At 38.1% G+C, this 17,753-nt stretch carries 17 protein-coding genes and 1 pseudogene; 3 read left to right on the forward strand and 15 right to left on the reverse strand.

Going from position 1 to position 17,753, the window contains the following annotated elements:
• Positions 1-250: 250 nt before the first annotated feature.
• The 3 genes from ytxJ to COJ96_RS14610 all read right to left on the reverse strand — a co-directional run bounded on the left by ytxJ (position 251) and on the right by COJ96_RS14610 (position 1,656).
• Positions 251-583 (reverse strand): bacillithiol system redox-active protein YtxJ, encoded by a 333-nt coding sequence (gene ytxJ / locus COJ96_RS14600; RefSeq protein WP_098574544.1) that lies wholly within the window; start codon positions 581-583, stop codon positions 251-253.
• Between the two features lie 94 nt (positions 584-677).
• On the reverse strand, positions 678-1,172 hold the full coding sequence (locus COJ96_RS14605; protein WP_098574546.1) for a YtxH domain-containing protein: 495 nt from the start codon (positions 1,170-1,172) through the stop codon (positions 678-680).
• A gap of 22 nt (positions 1,173-1,194) precedes the next feature.
• Entirely contained in the window at positions 1,195-1,656 is a 462-nt protein-coding gene (locus tag COJ96_RS14610; protein WP_098574547.1) for a DUF948 domain-containing protein, read from the reverse strand.
• A gap of 224 nt (positions 1,657-1,880) precedes the next feature.
• Between COJ96_RS14610 and COJ96_RS14615 the strand changes: the two genes are divergently transcribed.
• Positions 1,881-2,996, forward strand: a complete 1,116-nt coding sequence (locus COJ96_RS14615) for an aminopeptidase (RefSeq protein WP_098574548.1) — start codon at positions 1,881-1,883, stop codon at positions 2,994-2,996.
• A 157-nt stretch (positions 2,997-3,153) separates the two neighbouring features.
• Here COJ96_RS14615 and murC read toward each other — a convergent pair whose 3' ends face one another.
• The 6 genes and pseudogenes from murC to COJ96_RS14645 all read right to left on the reverse strand — a co-directional run bounded on the left by murC (position 3,154) and on the right by COJ96_RS14645 (position 10,320).
• Positions 3,154-4,455, reverse strand: a complete 1,302-nt coding sequence (gene murC / locus COJ96_RS14620) for a UDP-N-acetylmuramate--L-alanine ligase (protein ID WP_098574549.1) — start codon at positions 4,453-4,455, stop codon at positions 3,154-3,156.
• Positions 4,456-4,691: 236 nt separating this feature from the next.
• Positions 4,692-6,896: a DNA translocase FtsK gene (locus tag COJ96_RS14625; protein ID WP_373561700.1), complete on the reverse strand. Its 2,205-nt coding sequence runs from the start codon at positions 6,894-6,896 to the stop codon at positions 4,692-4,694.
• Between the two features lie 452 nt (positions 6,897-7,348).
• Entirely contained in the window at positions 7,349-8,137 is a 789-nt protein-coding gene (locus COJ96_RS14630; RefSeq protein ID WP_098574605.1) for a DUF1444 domain-containing protein, read from the reverse strand.
• A 145-nt stretch (positions 8,138-8,282) separates the two neighbouring features.
• Positions 8,283-8,621: pseudogene (locus COJ96_RS14635) on the reverse strand (thioredoxin family protein); the annotation flags it as partial.
• 58 nt (positions 8,622-8,679) lie between these two features.
• Positions 8,680-9,183: a DUF84 family protein gene (locus tag COJ96_RS14640; RefSeq protein WP_098574552.1), complete on the reverse strand. Its 504-nt coding sequence runs from the start codon at positions 9,181-9,183 to the stop codon at positions 8,680-8,682.
• Between the two features lie 63 nt (positions 9,184-9,246).
• Positions 9,247-10,320 carry a M42 family metallopeptidase gene (locus COJ96_RS14645; RefSeq protein ID WP_098574553.1) on the reverse strand — a complete coding sequence of 358 codons (1,074 nt, stop codon included), beginning with the start codon at positions 10,318-10,320 and terminating at the stop codon, positions 9,247-9,249.
• 179 nt (positions 10,321-10,499) lie between these two features.
• On the opposite strand from COJ96_RS14645, the gene COJ96_RS14650 reads away from it, so the two are divergent.
• Positions 10,500-10,829, forward strand: a complete 330-nt coding sequence (locus tag COJ96_RS14650; protein WP_098574554.1) for a PepSY domain-containing protein — start codon at positions 10,500-10,502, stop codon at positions 10,827-10,829.
• A gap of 41 nt (positions 10,830-10,870) precedes the next feature.
• On the opposite strand, the gene COJ96_RS14655 is transcribed toward COJ96_RS14650, so the two are convergent.
• Together COJ96_RS14655 and trmB are read right to left on the reverse strand one after the other, a co-directional pair.
• Positions 10,871-11,713 (reverse strand): YtnP family quorum-quenching lactonase, encoded by an 843-nt coding sequence (locus tag COJ96_RS14655; protein ID WP_098574555.1) that lies wholly within the window; start codon positions 11,711-11,713, stop codon positions 10,871-10,873.
• 97 nt (positions 11,714-11,810) lie between these two features.
• Positions 11,811-12,452, reverse strand: a complete 642-nt coding sequence (trmB, locus tag COJ96_RS14660) for a tRNA (guanosine(46)-N7)-methyltransferase TrmB (protein WP_098574556.1) — start codon at positions 12,450-12,452, stop codon at positions 11,811-11,813.
• Positions 12,453-12,618: 166 nt separating this feature from the next.
• On the opposite strand from trmB, the gene COJ96_RS14665 reads away from it, so the two are divergent.
• The gene (locus COJ96_RS14665; RefSeq protein WP_098574557.1) at positions 12,619-12,897 is read left to right on the forward strand and encodes a YtzH-like family protein; all 279 of its coding nucleotides are present in this window, start codon (positions 12,619-12,621) and stop codon (positions 12,895-12,897) included.
• Here COJ96_RS14665 and COJ96_RS14670 read toward each other — a convergent pair whose 3' ends face one another.
• From COJ96_RS14670 to thpR, 4 genes are all read right to left on the reverse strand, one after another.
• Positions 12,898-13,671 carry a phosphotransferase family protein gene (locus tag COJ96_RS14670; protein ID WP_098574558.1) on the reverse strand — a complete coding sequence of 258 codons (774 nt, stop codon included), beginning with the start codon at positions 13,669-13,671 and terminating at the stop codon, positions 12,898-12,900. It lies immediately after the preceding gene.
• A gap of 216 nt (positions 13,672-13,887) precedes the next feature.
• Complete coding sequence (gene pulA / locus COJ96_RS14675; RefSeq protein WP_098574559.1) at positions 13,888-16,020, reverse strand: type I pullulanase; 2,133 nt, start codon at positions 16,018-16,020, stop codon at positions 13,888-13,890.
• Positions 16,007-16,990, reverse strand: coding sequence for a diacylglycerol/lipid kinase family protein (locus tag COJ96_RS14680; RefSeq protein WP_098574560.1), 984 nt, complete (start codon positions 16,988-16,990; stop codon positions 16,007-16,009). The genes pulA and COJ96_RS14680 overlap by 14 nt, the downstream gene beginning before the upstream one ends.
• Before the next feature lie 11 nt (positions 16,991-17,001).
• Positions 17,002-17,589 carry an RNA 2',3'-cyclic phosphodiesterase gene (thpR, locus tag COJ96_RS14685; RefSeq protein ID WP_098574561.1) on the reverse strand — a complete coding sequence of 196 codons (588 nt, stop codon included), beginning with the start codon at positions 17,587-17,589 and terminating at the stop codon, positions 17,002-17,004.
• Positions 17,590-17,753 lie beyond the last annotated feature (164 nt).

Raw genomic sequence — 17,753 nt, forward strand, 5'->3', positions numbered from 1 at the left:
TCGTCCCCGCCTTTTCCTTTGCTAAACAGATCTTTCTGTTAAAAAGTTCTGAATGCATATATGTTCTTTTGTGAAAAGCTTAACGTGTACATTCAAATATATTCATCTTTATAATTAGGCTTATTATATCGGATATGTTTTTATTTGTCACTAATTTTTTCTTTAATGGTTAAACGCTTTTAAGCGCTAAAGCATTGTGTATAATATTAGAACGAAATCTGCCTTTTATTAAACGCAAACTTTAATGAATTTATTGATTTTCAGCAATAGCACCTGTTAGGGAGCGGTTTGTAATTTTCCAGTGGGAAGCATTCCATAATGGCTCTCCATTTGAAAATAGGATCGTTTGCGGTGATTCATGTTTAATTTGGAATTTTTCAGCCACCTCATTAGACAATGGACGAGAATCCTGAACAGCAAGGAAATAAGTGGGTACAGACTGATTTTCATTTGCAAACTTTTCATATTCCTTGTATGCTGCATGGCTAATGGGACATGTTAAACTGTGCTTTAAGAGAAAGAACTTACTCTCCTTTTTCAATACTTCATCAAATTGTTCAATTGAATCAATTTTCTCTAACATATGTACATTCCTCCAAAAATGAAATAAACGGTGAAGTAATTTTATCACTCCACCGTTTCTATCACAAATAAACTGATTCAATTCATCCATGTTTTTAAAGCTTAACCTTATTTTCTTCCTCTTCTAATGCCCTTTCCGCTTCCTCGAGTTTTTTTCTTATTTCAGTGCTATCTAAGTGTCCAATTTCGATGGATTTCTTTGCTTTGCTCTTTTCTTTCAAGGGCTGAATGGGAATATAGGTTGATTCTGTTTCGTCTTCTCGTTCGCCTTGGTTTGTTATTTTCCCTTTAACCTTATCCAATAGTCCTGTAGATTGCAAGACGATTCCTTGGGACAGCGAGGAACTCTTAGAGACTAATTCATTACTTTTGCTCATTACATTTTCTTTCATTGTCGATGTCTTATCGATGATGGACCCAGCTTGGTTACTAAACGTATTCCGCAGATCTTTTCCCGATTTGGGAGCCAGAAAGAGAGCAACAGCAGCACCAACTATTCCTCCAATAATTGCACCAAGCAGAAAACTATTGGATGACTCCTCACTTCGAGTTTGATTCGTCTCTCTTGAATCAAATTCCCTATTTGACATCTTCAAATTCCTCCTCTAGTTCTTAATGGGATCTAACCTTCTTACCTTCATTTACGCTTATCTCACTTTTTTGTTGCTTTCTTGCCTGCCATTTATCCTTTAATTCTAGAATGACATTACTCCATTGCACAATTTGCGAAATTTTTTCTTTGCTTTCCTCAACTTGGATATCCACTGTTTTTGTAATATTTTTAAGTGTTCCATTGAATTTATTGACTGTTGTGCCCACATCTTTTACCGCATCTACAACGCTTGTTAAGCTTTCCGTTTTCTCTTTGAGATCATCTGCTAATGCGTTTGTTTTTTGTAAAAGTACGGTTGTCTCAGCTGTTACACCATCCAACTGTTTTTCCAATCCAGCTAAAGTTTTTGAAACGCTTGTAAGTGTAACTTGAAATGATTTGAGCGTTGTCGATAAAAAGATGACAAGCACAAAAAACGCGATTGCTATCAAGGCTACGCTTAAGTATAAAATTATTTGCATCGTGCACCTCCGCCTTAATCCTATCAATATGTATATCCCATCATGAAAAGATATAAACCTCGCTAATTATCTTATACTACTTCCATATTTTTGTCCTCTTTTCCTGCCGTTTCTTTAAAAAATTTCAACAAGTATGGGCTACAATAGTTTTATTTATCAACTTTAAGGCTTATTCGGTTACAATATGTTAGTAAGAACATTATTTTTTGTTGGAGGCGTAAAGTATGAAAGATCCTCGTATTGAAAAACTAGCAAAAAACTTAATTAATTATTCGGTCCAGCTCCAAAAAGGAGAAAAGGTTTTAATTGAGAACTTCGGGCTGCAGCGTGAGCTTGTGACCGCCCTCGTAAAGGAAGCCTACTTAGCGGGGGGATACCCTTTTGTGCTGTTAAAGGACCATCAGGTAGACCGCTCACTCTTATTTGGAGCTCAAGAAGAGCAATATAACATGATGGCCGAATTCGAAGCAAATGTAATGAGTAAAATGGATGCATACATAGGCCTTCGTTCCGGGGATAACATCAGTGAACAATCCGATGTCCCAGATGATAAAATGAAAATCCACGGAAATACGATTGGTAAAAAAGTTCATCGCGACATTCGTGTTCCAAAGACAAAATGGGTTGTTCTTCGCTACCCAACTTCTTCCATGGCTCAATTAGCTAAGATGAGTACAGAGGCATTTGAAGACTTTTATTTTGATGTTTGTAACCTTGATTACGGTAAAATGGATAAAGCAATGGATAGTCTGAAAGAGCTAATGGACCGAACAGACAAAGTTCGAATCACAGGTCCAGGAACTGACCTTAGCTTTTCCATTAAGGATATACCAGCCATAAAATGTGCTGGACGATTAAATATTCCTGACGGTGAGGTTTATACGGCTCCTGTTCGCGACTCAGTCAATGGCGTAATTACGTATAACACTCCTTCACCATACCAAGGGTTTACGTTTGAAAATGTGAAGTTAACCTTCAAAGAAGGGAAGATTGTTGAAGCGGAATCCAATGATTCTAGTCGGATTAATAAAATCTTCGATACCGATGAAGGTGCACGTTATATTGGTGAATTTGCTATTGGCGTTAATCCGTTCATTCTTAATCCAATGCAAGATATCTTGTTCGATGAAAAAATCGCTGGCAGCTTCCATTTTACACCTGGGCAATGTTATGATGATGCCTTTAATGGCAACCATTCCAATATCCACTGGGATATGGTTAACATTCAGCGGCCGGAGTATGGCGGAGGAGAAATCTATTTTGACGATGTCTTAATACGAAAAGATGGCCTATTTGTTCTTCCAGAGTTAGAGGTATTAAATCCGGAAAACTTAAAATAAAGGTTGTGTTAAAGGTTAATATTTATTTTGGCACTCTGTTGATTGGAGAGGAAGGCACGAAGACTCCTGCGGGAGTACGGGGCAGGGGAGACCCCGCAGGNNTTTAACACAGCCAAAATAAAAGAAAGGATGCCAACTTGCTGGCATCCTTTCTTTATTATTTAGCTGACTGTTTTTCGTAGGATTCCTGGAACTTTTGAATGTCACCAGCACCCATAAAAATAATGACGCTATTGTCATAGTCATTTAAAACCGAAGTATGCTCTTCCGTAATGACTTCAGATCCTTCGATTCTTGCTTGAAGGTCCTTGATGGTTAGTTTCCCATGATTTTCACGAGCAGACCCAAAAATCTCACATAAATAGGCTTTATCTGCTTCTCTTAAACTTTTGGCAAAGTCTTCAAGAAACGCTTGAGTTCGCGAAAAAGTATGTGGTTGGAATACAGCCACAATTTTACGGTCGGGATATTTTTGCTTTGCCGCATCAATTGTTGCTTTAATTTCAGTCGGATGATGGGCATAATCATCGATTAATATTTGTGAACCGATTCTTTTTTCTGAAAATCTTCTCTTTACACCTTGAAAGGTAATTAATTCGTTCTTGACTATTTCTACACTAATTTCTTCATAATGACACAAACCGATAACGGCAAGTGCGTTTAATACACTATGATCGCCGAAAGTTGGAATAGTGAATGTGTCATAGAATGTATTACGAATGAAGACATCAAACGTCGTTCCAGTAGTTGTCTTCACAAGATTTTTTGCTTGATAATCATTTTCATCGCCAAAACCATAAAACAAAACGGGAACCTTTGCCTGAATTTTCTGAAGCTGTTCATCATCACCATAAGCAAATATTCCTTTTTTCACTTGGATGGCCATCTCTTGAAACGCTGAAAAGACATCATCAATATTTGCAAAATAATCAGGATGATCAAAATCTATATTCGTCATAATTGCATAGTCAGGGAAGTAAGACAAGAAGTGCCTTCTGTATTCACAAGCTTCAAATACAAAATATTCTGAGCCTTCTTTTCCTTTACCAGTCCCATCACCAATTAAAAATGATGTTGGCTTAGCTCCTTCCATCACATGGGCAAGCAGGCCTGTTGTAGACGTCTTTCCGTGTGCACCAGTAACTGCCACACTTGTAAAGTTTTGCATAAAGTCACCCAAAAAGCGATGGTAACGCACAATAGGAAGCCCAAGTTTCATCGCTTCCTGTATTTCCTCATGTGTATCCGGAAAAGCATTCCCTGCAATTATCGTCATTCCTGGCTTGATATTTTCCTTTTGGAAAGGAAGAATCGTAATCCCTGATTGCTCAAGGGCCAGTTGTGTAAAAAAGCGCTTTTCGACATCGGAGCCTTGCACCTGAAATTTCATATCATGTAGAACTTGTGCGAGTGCACTCATTCCAGACCCCTTTATACCGACAAAATGGTAAATAGTCATAGAAGAACCTCCAACAACGTCTATCTGTAGAACAGTATATGACATCTGTCTGTATTTGCTAACAAGAAAACAGAGAGCTATTGTACACTATAAATAATTTCAATAACCTCTAAAAAACATATTTAATTATTATATCATTAATCACACTGAAAAACTATTTGTAAACAAATTCTTTAGATTCTGACTAGTTATTTCACTATATATTATTTGTCCTAGTCATGAAAGAATACTATCAATTAATTATTTGCATTAGCCTCTAAAATCGATTCTAAATCTGCATGGGTAATTAATACTTCACGCGCTTTGCTTCCATTTGCACTAGTAATATAGCCACTAGTCTCAAGCATATCCATCAATCTTGCTGCACGATTATAGCCTATTTTAAAACGCCTTTGCAGACTTGATGTTGATGCTCCGCCTTGATCAATGATAAATTCACAGGCCTCATAAAAAAGTTCATCTTCTGTTTCCGATACTTGAGCTTTTTTCAATAATTCCTCTTGCTCAAACAAGTAATCTGGTTCTCGCTGTTCCCTTACATGACCTACGACCAGATCAATTTCTTCATCCGAGACAAACGTTCCCTGCAAACGGACAGGCTTAGATGAGCCATTTTCTAAAAATAGCATATCACCGCGGCCGAGTAACTTTTCTGCCCCACTAATATCTATGATCGTGCGTGAATCCACTTGAGAAGAAACAGAAAAGGCGATTCGGGTAGGAATATTGGCTTTAATTAAGCCGGTTATTACATCCACTGATGGCCTTTGTGTCGCGACTATTAAATGAATCCCACAAGCTCTTGCTTTTTGAGCAATTCTACAAATTGCTTCTTCCACATCTGCTGGTGACATCATCATTAAGTCAGCTAATTCATCAATAATAATCACAATAAATGGAAGTTTGTCTGCATACTGTTTATGCTTTATTGCCAGTTCGTTAAAGCGATTAATATCACGAACACCGGTATGGGCAAACAATTCGTAGCGTCTTTCCATTTCATCGACCGCCCATTTTAATGCAGCTGTCGCCGCCTTAACATCCGTAATAACTGGACTGACAAGATGCGGAATACGGTTGTATGGTGCGAGTTCGACCATTTTTGGATCAATTAATAATAGCTTTAAGTCTTCAGGACTGGCTTTAAAAAGTAAGCTAACTAAAATCGTGTTAATGCACACACTCTTCCCTGATCCTGTTGCACCAGCAATCAAACCGTGCGGCATTTTCTTTAAGTCTGTGACAATCGGCTTTCCGGCAATATCCAGACCAAGCACAGCTGTTAAGGGAGAGCTTGATTCTTTGAAAGTACTACTTTGAATTATTTCGTTAATGAATACAGGACGTGACTTTTGGTTGGGAACTTCAATCCCAATCGTATGCTTTCCTGGTATGGGGGCCTCCATCCTAATATCTCTAGCAGCAAGGCTTAACTTAATATCATCCGTTAAATTGGTAATTTTGTTTACCTTAACACCCGGCTCCGGCTGAACTTCAAAACGAGTTACCGAAGGACCCTGTGTTACATTAACGACACTAGCGCCCACATTAAAGTTTTTTAAGGTTTCGTTTAATATTTCCTCTTGCTCTAATAACCATTTCATATCATTCCCCACTGTCACAGGAGGGTTTAGCAAACTAGATGTTGGCAGCACATAATCACTATCATCTGGTTTATCTTGGATGACTTCTTCCTTTTTTGGGAATAGGTCAATCACTTGGTTATTTTGTTCAGGAGGCACATGTTCTTGTGACCGCACAACTTGTGCTTCCGATCCCCTATTTTTCTTTCGCTCTTCCCATTTTTGTTTATCTTGTTTTAACATCATCACATTAAATGGCAAATGGGAACGCTTTGGTACTGTGGATTCTGGTGCTGCCTCTGGTTCTGAGATGATCTCTAATCCTGAGTTGGTCTCTGGTTCTGAGATAATCTCTAATCCTGAGTTGGTCTCTGGTTCTGAGATGATCTTTAATCCTGAGTTAGTCTCTGGTTCTGAGATAATCTCTAGTTCTGATTCGGACTCTGGTTCTAATAAGGTCTCTAGTTCAGGTAAATCCTCTTCTGCATCATTTGAATCGTTTGCTGCTGCTATTAATTCTTTAACCTCTTCATGTGAGTCTTCATCCAGTGCTTCTACTACGGTTTCTTTTTGAATCATTTCTCCAGGAATTGTTTCCACTTCGAAAATTTCCATGTCAATTTCTGATTGTTTAGTGATTTCTATTTCAGTTGTCATCACTTCTGAAACAGTTGGACTGTCAACCAGACTTCCTTCATTCTCTTCTAAAAAGCGGCTTAATTCATGCTCGACAATTTTATCCGTATTCTTGGGCCGATTAAACCCAAAAACGGGAGAAGGAATTTCTGTCGGTTGGAAGGTACCGTTCTTCTTCAGAGATGGTTCTTTTTTATGTTTAGGCATTTCCTGTTTTACCATTTGAACTTCTGGCTTTTCCCTAATGATCCGCTTAGGCGGTTCTGGGTGGGAATTTTTTCTTTTTTGTCGTAATGTTTGTTCATTTTCCTTTGGTGTTTCCTTAAGTTTTGGCGGATGAAAAGGATGATTACTGCCTTTTGGGTACTGATAGGACACCTTGGTCTCTAAATCCTTAAAATTTTCTTTTTTGTTTAGAAACGGCTGGCCTTCTTGTTTATGTATTAAGTAACTCTCAAATTCATCATCTTCTTCTTTTCTTAATTTTTGAAATAGGTTTTGGAACCAGCTCAAAACTATCACTCTTTCTACTAACTACTTTAAATCTATCACTTTATTTTATCAGTTTTTTAGATTTTATCGACATAATTCTTATAAATGAGGCAAAATACACTCTGTAAAAATAGTTCAATGAAAAAAGATCACTGTGAATGTGATCCTTCATCTATGTTTAATTATTTGTTTTTTCCTAAAATAAAAATGGGTTCTAATTCACCATTTTCATATAAAAATGATAAAGCTGTTATTGGCACATGACCGTTTGCAAAAAAGCTCATGGACATCTGTGCCATCACATCATATCCTCGATCATTACGAATATCAGCAATAATTAAAACATCCTGGTGTGGAACAGCTAGCACCATTGTCCCCGTCATCTTCTTTTGGAATTCATTTAAGAACACCTTATTTAAGATCCGGCTCGCATCGTATCCATCATTTGTGTTTAAAAAGTAAAAGCTATTTCCTGCAACTTGATCCTCTTTTAGGGGAGTAGAAAGGGATCTCGCATTAAATAAAGCAATTTCCTTAATTCTGTTTGCTTCCCAGCCCTCTTTTGCCATAATACGAGAGTCGATTAACCGATAGGTGTTGCCTTGGTCATAGGCATAATAAATTTTTGTTTCAGCTGTGTGCTCGTCAATTAAAAATGGCACCCCCTCTTCTGCCTCCTTTGGGAAGGATGAGGAGCGAATGACGGGGAAGATTTTCCTCTCATGATCGGTTAACTGAACTGTGTCCTCCATCGCACGAAGCCCTTCTTCAATATAATAAACAACTTCATCGATGGCTTTCTCTTTTTCGATATGCCATTTGGCAATAATCCCAGGTAAAGCGACTGTTATACCTTTTCCTGACTCTTTGCTTTCAAAGCGCAATTGGTCCTTCTCTCGATCGTAGGTAATCACCCGATCTTCACGAGACAGGCGTCTCTCTAATTCGGTTTTCATTTTTCTGCTATCCATTTTCATTTTAAATTCCTCCATTTTAGGAGCTGCTTTTCTATTTTACATGAAAAACCCTCCATCTCAAAGTGATGGAGAGTTCTAAATAATTTTGGTTCTGCTAAAACTTGTATTGATTTCTGCTCCAATCAGCAGTGGTTAAAAATTATTTTAAACCTGAGATAAAGTTTTCTATTTCTTCTTGTGTCTTTCGGTCTTTGCTTACGAATCGGCCTAGTTCATTTCCGTCTTCGAATGCGATAAAGCTTGGGATTCCGAAGACATCTAATTGCTGGCATATATCAATATACTCATCTCGATCAACATGAATAAATGTATACTCATTAAATTTTGATTCTATTTCTGGTAAAATCGGCTCAATAATTCGACAATCTGGACACCAGCCTGCTGAAAACATGAAAATTGTTTTTCCATGATCGCGCAGTTGTTCAAATTGCTCAACTGACTCTAAATTCTTCAAATTCAACGCCTCCGTTAGAATCTTTTGCTCATTTTCATGGCTATCTTCTTAAATCATAGCAGTAGACTACTTTTCAGTCCAATCATCTGCCCCTTTTGTATTGTCCCACTAACAGGTTCATAACATGAGTGAACATTTCAGAGCGATTTACCATTCCGTTAGTAAAAATACCAACTGCTCCCTCTTGTTTCCTTACATTTTTACTGTTCGCATAATCTTCCATAACTGGTCCGAGTTCTTCACCCGCCCTTAATCGGACCGCAACTTCTTCCGGAAGTGGGATCCTTGCCCCGCCGGCAATAATCGGTTCTCCATCATTGGCTGCAAGTGCTCCCCAGTTACATATAAATAATCCGTAACTGGTTTCTTGTACACCTCCTTCAAGTCCAATCCCAACATCACCACTCCCTAGGTTTAAAGCACCTTTTGCCCGATTAATAGCACCTTTAATTGTTTCCTCATCGGAAAACGGCTGCTCATTAACACCTGATGGGATGTCTAAGTCAACAAACTCATGGTCCTCAGTAAAACAATTTTTCACCGCACTAATTTTAGCAGGATTCTTTGACCCAATGATAATTTTCATGATGATATTTACTCCTTTTAACAAAGTAAAGGGAGCATAAAAATGCCCCCCTAAAAAGGTAACCTAACTGTTAGCTTTAATCGTATCAACCGTTGTTTTGTCACACGCTTTGACTAGTTTAACAATTAGTTCTTTCGCAGCTGCATAATCATCCACATGAACGATTGAGGCATGGGTATGAATATAACGTGAGCATATTCCAATAACCGCACTAGGAATACCTTCATTTGATTGATGAACCCGGCCGGCATCTGTTCCTCCCTGCGAAACAAAATATTGGTAGGGAATTTTATTCGTTTCAGCTGTATCGAGGACAAACTCTCTCATCCCGCGATGCGTGACCATTGTCCGGTCAAGAATGCGAAGCAATGCCCCTTTACCTAATTGGCCAAACTCATTCTTATCACCCGTCATATCATTTGCCGGACTTGCATCAAGTGCAAAAAAGATATCCGGGTTTATCATATTTGCAGCAGTTTGGGCACCACGTAAACCAACCTCTTCTTGAACCGTTGCCCCTGAAAATAGTGTATTTGGTAAAGTCTCATCTTTTAATTCCTGCAGTAACTCAATAGCTAAACCACAACCATAGCGGTTATCCCATGCTTTGGCTAATATTTTTTTCGGATTGGCCATCGGTGTAAATGGACAAATTGGCAGAATTGCCTGACCTGGCTTAATCCCTATCCGTTTGGCATCCTCACGATTATCTGCGCCGATATCTATCAGCATATTTTTAATTTCCATTGGTTTATTACGCTTTGCATCGTCTAAAAGATGTGGAGGTATCGAACCAACGACACCAATGACTGGACCATTATTGGTCATCACTTGAACACGCTGAGCAAGAATTACTTGACTCCACCAGCCGCCAAGAGGCTGAAAGCGAAGCATGCCATTTTCCGTAATCGCCGTCACCATGAATCCTACTTCATCCATATGACCCGCAACCATGACCGTCGGGCCTGTCTCTTCCCCTCTTTTCATGCCAAAAATACTGCCCAGATTATCTTGAACAAGCTCATCTGCGTATTGAGATAATTGTTCTCTCATAAATTTTCTGACCAAATGTTCATTTCCGGGAGCACCAGGAAGTTCTGTTAGTGTTTGAAAAAGTTTTAAGGTTTGATCGTTCATTTTTTGAGCTCCTTTAGGTTTCTCAGATTTAATTATGTATATTATAATTTTACAAAACTTTGAGTTCTCTTTCCATCAATTGAATTTAATATTAGTAATAGTATGTTCCTTATCCCTAAATACGATATACTGAGAAGAGAATCCTATCTTTTCCAAATTTTATCTTTGGGAGGTCCTTTATGAATTGGAAGTCATTTCTCCTTGGTGCAACGGTCGGGTTGATTAGCGGATATGCTGCCAAAGAAATCATTTATGGTAGAACAAATGTATCGCCCGAAAAAGTATTAGAACAAGTAAAAAGGCAATTTACTAAGAATGGACCAATCAATGGTTCATGGATACATATGGAAGCAGAGCCGTATGAAAAACAGCACATCGATTACCTCGTCTATAAAGGCGGTATTTCTAAAAACAATAATGGGACAACAGAACAATTCGAATTCATTGCCGATGCCCAAACTGGTACCCTTTTGGATATTCGGTCTTTGTCCAACGAACTTGTTTCATAGTAAAAATAGCCGTACCTGAATGGTTACGGCTATTTTTTTACTTAATTTTCTCTTTTAATACTTTCAACAATTTGCTTTCCTTCTGTATCCCATTTCACTGCCCGGTAAAAAGCATCATGATAAAAACTAAACCATGCGTGATTCCGTAATCCGTATGGAAGCCATTTTTCCTTTGCTGCAATCGAAGTCATCGGATAGTCGTCATAAGCCATCACCCATAACACTGGTTGATGGGCATGAGTTGCCATCAGATCAGCCATATGAATCAACATTTCTCCCCGATCCTCTATAATAAGGATGGAATGTCCGTTACTATGACCGCTGGTATGAACCAAGGTCAGCGCCCCTAAGTTCCATTTTTCTTCAAAAGGAACTACCTGCGATTCAATCGCTTCCCAGTTTTCTTTCCAATATGTATTTTTCGAGCGGATATTAGGGTTACGCATTTCATCCCATTCTACCTGTGAAGTAATGATTTTTGCATTGGGAAAGGCTGAAACGTATCGTCCATTTTCTAGTTTTGTCAAGCCGCCTGCATGGTCAAAATGCAAATGAGTCATCAAGACGTAGTCGATATCTTCTGGATGGAAACCTAACTTAGCTAAAGATTCATCCAACTCTGATTCTTTCGTTACACCGAAATTTCTTAATTGTTTTTCTGATAATTTCCCTTTACCAATTCCTGTTTCAACTAAGAAATTTTTTCCATCCATTTGAATGAACATCGGATCCGTTGGTAATTCAATTTGATTTCTTTCATTGGAGGGATATTTCTTCGACCACATTCCTTTCGGTACAACCCCAAACATAGCCCCGCCATCTAAATTTGTTACTCCTCCTGATAACCAGGTTAGTGTCACACCACCAACTTTTACTGTTTCCAATCCTTCTGCCCCCTTTGCCCATTTTCTATATATTAACATTTTGTATATACTTGAAGAAATAAAAAGAACAGCTCATTAATGAACTGTCCTTAAAAAGTTAGTTTTGATATTTTACTTCACAGCGATAAATACGGCTTCCTTTTTCTGAAAATTTCTCTTCATACTCTGTCATGATGTTACCTTCATAATCACTTTTATGAAGATCTAGACTGATGTACTTTAATAACAATCCATACTCTGAAAAGCTAATTAAGGAATGTTCAAATAAGCCTTGATTGTCTGTTTTAAAATGGATTTCACCACCATCAACCATAATATCCTCATAAAGCTTTAGGAAATCCTTATATGTTAATCTTCTTTTTCTATGACGATATTTTGGCCATGGATCAGAGAAGTTTAAATAGACCTGGTCCACATCATTTTTGGCAAAATATTTCGGCAAATCCACTGCATTTACATTAAGGAGCCTTAGATTCGGTAAATCCGCTTCAATTAATCGTTCTAAAGCAGTAATGATGACACTGTCGTATAATTCAATACCAATATAATTTATCGTCGGATTCGCTCTAGCCATTTCCGTAATAAATTGACCTTTGCCTGTACCCACCTCAATATGTAGCGGCTGATCGTTAGTAAATACTTCATGCCATTTTCCTTTATATTCTTCAGGATTGGCAACAATATATTGTGGATGCTGCTCTATTTTTTCCTTTGCCCAAGGTTTATGTCTAACTCTCATTTATGACACTCCTAATAATAATTTTGTTCGTTACATATATCATGCACCATTTTTCAGTACAAGTTTAACTTAATGGAAAATAAGATCATGAATAAACAAAAAAAGAATTCACAACCTAACAGTGTGAATTCTTGTTTTTAAATAACACTTGAGAGGGTGTCCATTCATGCCATTAAGTCATGATGACCAAGTCACTTTATTAAAAGATATATTAAACAATCATCAAACCGATTGCTGTGGGTCCGTTGCCGAATGTGAACAATTAGAGCGATTGGTGAAATCTCTAATGGTGAACACCGAGGTGGATCAAAATGTTAAGAATATCTTACAGGAAGTATATCAATACAGCCACCATGGAGTTGGTACTGCTGATTTAGATCAACATATTTTATCTAACCAAGCAAACTTATCAAGCTGGGTAAGTAATATAGACCAATTTTCCTGATTAGAGAATTTCACCCAAGAACTTTATCCATTTGTTCATTTCTTCCAAGCGATTTTTATTTTTATACCATTGAATTGAAGAAAGCGTCTGAATGGTAACATACCATTTCATTCGTAACTTTAGGTTATCGGTCAGCTCTTTGCCGTACATGCCTAACCAATCCTGCCAATTCTCTTTTGGAATATACCAATATAGGAGCAATCCTAGGTCAATGGCGGGGTCGGCGATCATTGCCCCGTCCCAATCAATCAAATACAACTGGTTGTCTTCTGCAAGCAGCCAGTTGTTATGGTTAACATCACCATGACAAACCACTTTCTCATCGCAATAGACATTTAATGCTTCCTTTTTTAAAAAGCTCATTGCATTTTGCACTTCAGGCAAGGAAAGTGTCTGCTCATCTAACTCATTTACCACCGATTTCAATATAGGCTCTGGATGTAATGGAGAAGTCTCTATCCGGCTTAACATTCCCAGCATTGGCTCTGAGCAATGAATCTTCTTCAGCAGTCTTGCCACGAGTTCTTGATTCATTTCTGACGGCTTTAGTTCTCTGCCGGGAAGCCACTGCTGTGCAGTAATTACATCTCCACTTTCCAACCTTTTTGTCCAAACAAGCTTTGGGACAATGCCTTCTGCTGAGAGTACAGCAAGGAACGGAGACGAATTCCGCTTCAAAAAAAGCCTTTGGTCTTGATATTTTGCATAAAAGGCTTCACCTGTTTTGCCTCCAGCAGGGGTAATTTCCCACTCTTGTCCTAGTATATGATCCAAAATTGCTCACCTTCAATTTATGCCGTTCTTATGGGCTTATTCCTCTATATTTAGAGGTATAACCTGCGTTGCCGGAAGGTCTTATATTACCACAGTTTCATCAACAGCTTTTATTTTTTTAAATAAAAAAAAAGCTATTGAAACCATTGCACACAATAGCCATCTTATTAAATTTTATCTCGGATTACCTTTTTTCGTCAAGTATATCTGCAGAAACTATTTTTTTAGCAAAACATTTATGGAGACTGGTTCAATACTCCATTCTTTCCTATACATATTCCGCCCGGCAGTAATCCCTGCGTTTACATCATCAACTAAGACCGTCCAATTCCCGTCAGGTAACGTTATATTGTGCTCTTTCGTGGTGGGATTGATTAGTAAAATTAGTTCATTATCCCCTATAAACCTATATCCTAACAGTGGTGAAGCTAATGGCATTTGGCGGATATTTGATCGGATTTCTGCAGGAGTTCTCATTCGGAAACAAGAAAATTTCTTACGTACTTGAATAAGTCCTTTTACATATTCTACATTATCTTTATATATAATTTTTCTTTCCCAGTCCAGTTGATTGATTTCATCAGAGGAACGATAACTATTCCCCTCCCCCTTTTTTGTTCGAAAGAACTCTTGGCCACTGTGTAGAAAGGGGACTCCCTGGGACAACAAAACAATCGCTGTAGCGAGCCGATGATACTTTATTCGTAACGATTCATCAGCATCGGGGAGACATGCTTGAAGTTTATCCCACATCGTGTGGTTATCATGACATTCTACATAATTTAGTGATTGAGAAGGTTCATTAAAAGTACCCGGCCCGTGTTTAGTAAAACCGATGCTCCCAGTTATCACTTCATTAGCTGCCTCGAGGTAATGGTCATTACCTAAGGCAAAACCTTTATCAAATAAGTTAAAAGAACTTCCCTTTATAGAATCACGAAATTTATCATTGAATTGAGCAATACTTGGCATTTTTGCCTGATTTCCAATTGTTGCTTTCTGCTCTGCTGGAAGTGGTGTATTGAGGTTCCAGCCTTCACCGATGATGATCGTCCCTGTTGAATGCCTATCGCAAACTTTCCTTACCTCTTTCATGGTCTCCACATCCAAGATCCCCATTAAATCAAAGCGGAACCCATCGATATGATATTCTTCCAACCAATATTGAATGGAATCCACAATATATTTTCTGACCATTTTGCGTTCCGATGCAATATCATTTCCAACTCCCGTACCATTTGAAGGAAGTCCGACCTCGTTATGACGGAAATAATACCCAGGAACCACCTTTTCAAAGGATGAGGTCTCACGAACATATACATGATTATATACGACGTCCATGATTACTCTAAGACCAAGACTATGAACTTGATCAATTAACTGTTTTAATTCGATGATTCTTGAATATGGATTGGCAGGATTCGTTGAATAGCTTCCTTCAGGGGCATTGAAATGAAGAGGATTGTATCCCCAATTATATTCCTTATTTCGATGCAGTTCATCCACACCAGCAAAATCATGGAAAGGAAGGAATTCAATATGGGTAACACCTAAGTCTTTAATATACGCTAACCCCGTGGGTTCCCCATCCATTCCTTTTGTATTTTGCTCACCAGCACCTAGATACAGACCCTTATTCTTCACACCACTTTTAGGATGAATCGTTAAGTCCCTTATGTGGGTCTCATATATAATGGCATCCACTGGATTTTCAATTTTAGGTAAGTTAAGACGCGTTCGCTGGGTTTCGTCAAATCTTACAATCACTCCAAGTTCTCCATTAACGGTCACAGCTTTAGCATAAGGATCCACAGCCTCACGCCATTCTTGATTGACTAAGATTAGAAAACTATATTGATAGAGCTCTAAATCACGGTTAACAGCTACGGTCCAAATGCCGTGATCTTCTCGTTTCATTTTTACAATTTCTGAAAAAGTACTATTAGATGGACGTAACTTTAATTTAACCTGGGTAGCGGTGGGTGCCCAAAGCTTAAACCGGGTTAGCCCCGGTTGGAAGGTAACACCGAGATCCTTTCCGTCATAATAAAATTTCTCGTCAAATTCCTCTGTTCGAATCACGGCACCAATTTGGAGGTCAGTTTTCCCTCCATGCTCATCGATAATTACATATTGTTTTTCAAAGGAATACTCTTTTGAAAATTCGCAAATATATTTCATTTTATTATCTATTTGTCTCTTCTCGATGATTTTCAATGGATGTTCCTGAAAATCACTTGTAATCGAAAAGGAGGATGACAATCCGTGATGATAGGAAAGAGGTAGAAGAATCGTAATGATCTTCATCTCATCTAGATAGGCGAAGAAATTTCGGTCAGTAGCAATCATTCGAGTCCCTCTCTTTCATCTCCACTTCTTTCGGATGACTTCTTCTTGTTAACACTTCCAGAGCGCTTACTTGAAGATCTATCTTAAATGGTGTAGTTCCGATATGCTCTCCATCTGCATGAACAAAAAGTTTTGTTGGAGAATGGATGGACACACTCCTGCCCGTATAAGTTTTCACTTCTTTAAAATGGGTGTGTTTTCCCCAAAATACACTTATAAAAACAAGCAGCAGTTTCCATCGTGATAATTGATGGACCACGGTAATGTCAAAAAGGCCATCATCTGGTTCAGCATCAGGGGCAATTTTCATCCCACCGCCATAAAAGGGTTGATTCGAAACAGTTACAAACCATGTCTGTTCAAATATATGCTTTTTCCCGTCAATTGATAAATCAATTGTAGTGGTTTTATAAGTAAATAATTTTTTTAACAAAAAATAAACATAAACCATTCTACCCATCGAGAGTTTATTTAATATGGCTTTCATCCGGGATTGATTTACTTCATAGGAAATGAGGGCATCAAATCCAGCACCCATGTTATTAATAAAAAAGCGCTCATTTGATTCAGCCAATTTAATTTTCCCGATATCGATTGACAAACCCTTTTGTTTTGCCAGACGGAGTATTACTGCTATGGCTTCAACAGGATCAGCAGGAATTTGAAAACCTCTAGAAAAGTCATTTCCAGACCCTCCAGGAATAAATCCTAGTGTAATTTTATTATCGTTGACTGCCCCATTCATCACCTCGTGCATCGTTCCATCTCCACCCACAGCAATAACAATCTTTTGCTCAGAAGTCTTTTGCACAATTTGCGTGGTAAGAATCTTTGCATGTCCAGGGTATTCAGTAAAAAATGCAAGATAATTTACATGATTAACTTTTAGTTGGTGCTCCACTCTTTCCCAAATCTTAAAGCAATGACCATTGCCAGCTTTGGGATTAATAATAAAGTATACTTGTTTCATACTACCAACCTTTATTTATTTAATGGTTTTATGCTGGTTAAAGGATATGTTTTAATTGCTTCATACTTTGGTGTTTTGTTCAGGTGTGTTTGATAAAGCACCACATCAACAGCATCAAATGAAAGGGGCGTAGGCTGGAGCTCTTCCCACAGTTTAAGCATTTCGTTTTGGAAAGGATGTTCACCTATCCATTTTCTCGCAAGAGTAATATGGGGACGGAATGGTCTTGTTTCCAGTTGGAACCCTGCCAGCTCACAAGCAGAAAATACTTTTTTTCTAATAACTTGTAAATGTGTGCTTTCCTCTATACCGGCCCAAAAAATACGGGGAGAAGTCACACTACCGAAAATACCAAGCTTGTTGATGTTCAATGTTAGTGTTTTCTCATCGCTAAGGGCAATTTTAACGTTTTTAACTGCTTCTGTTAATATATCTGACGTTGCACCACCAAGAAACGCTAGGGTTATATGTAAATCCTGATCATGGACCCAGCGACTAAACGGGATCATGTCTCTGATTTTTTCCAAATGGTCTTTCATCACTAGTTTCGCATGCTCTGGTATTCTTACGGCAAAGAAATAATGGGGGCGTTTTTCCATCGTTATGTTCCCTTCTATAAATAATTCTAGTCTATTTTGTCCTAAATGTATCTATTAGCAAACAGACAATTAGCCGATTTTTTTACAAAGTATTAATTTTTATTTATTATTAGTTATGAATCAAGTAATAGTTATTTACTTCAAAGGATGGAAAGGACGCGGGC

It is taken from the genome of Bacillus sp. AFS073361 (assembly GCF_002567005.1).
Taxonomy (GTDB): Bacteria; Bacillota; Bacilli; order Bacillales; family Cytobacillaceae; genus Neobacillus.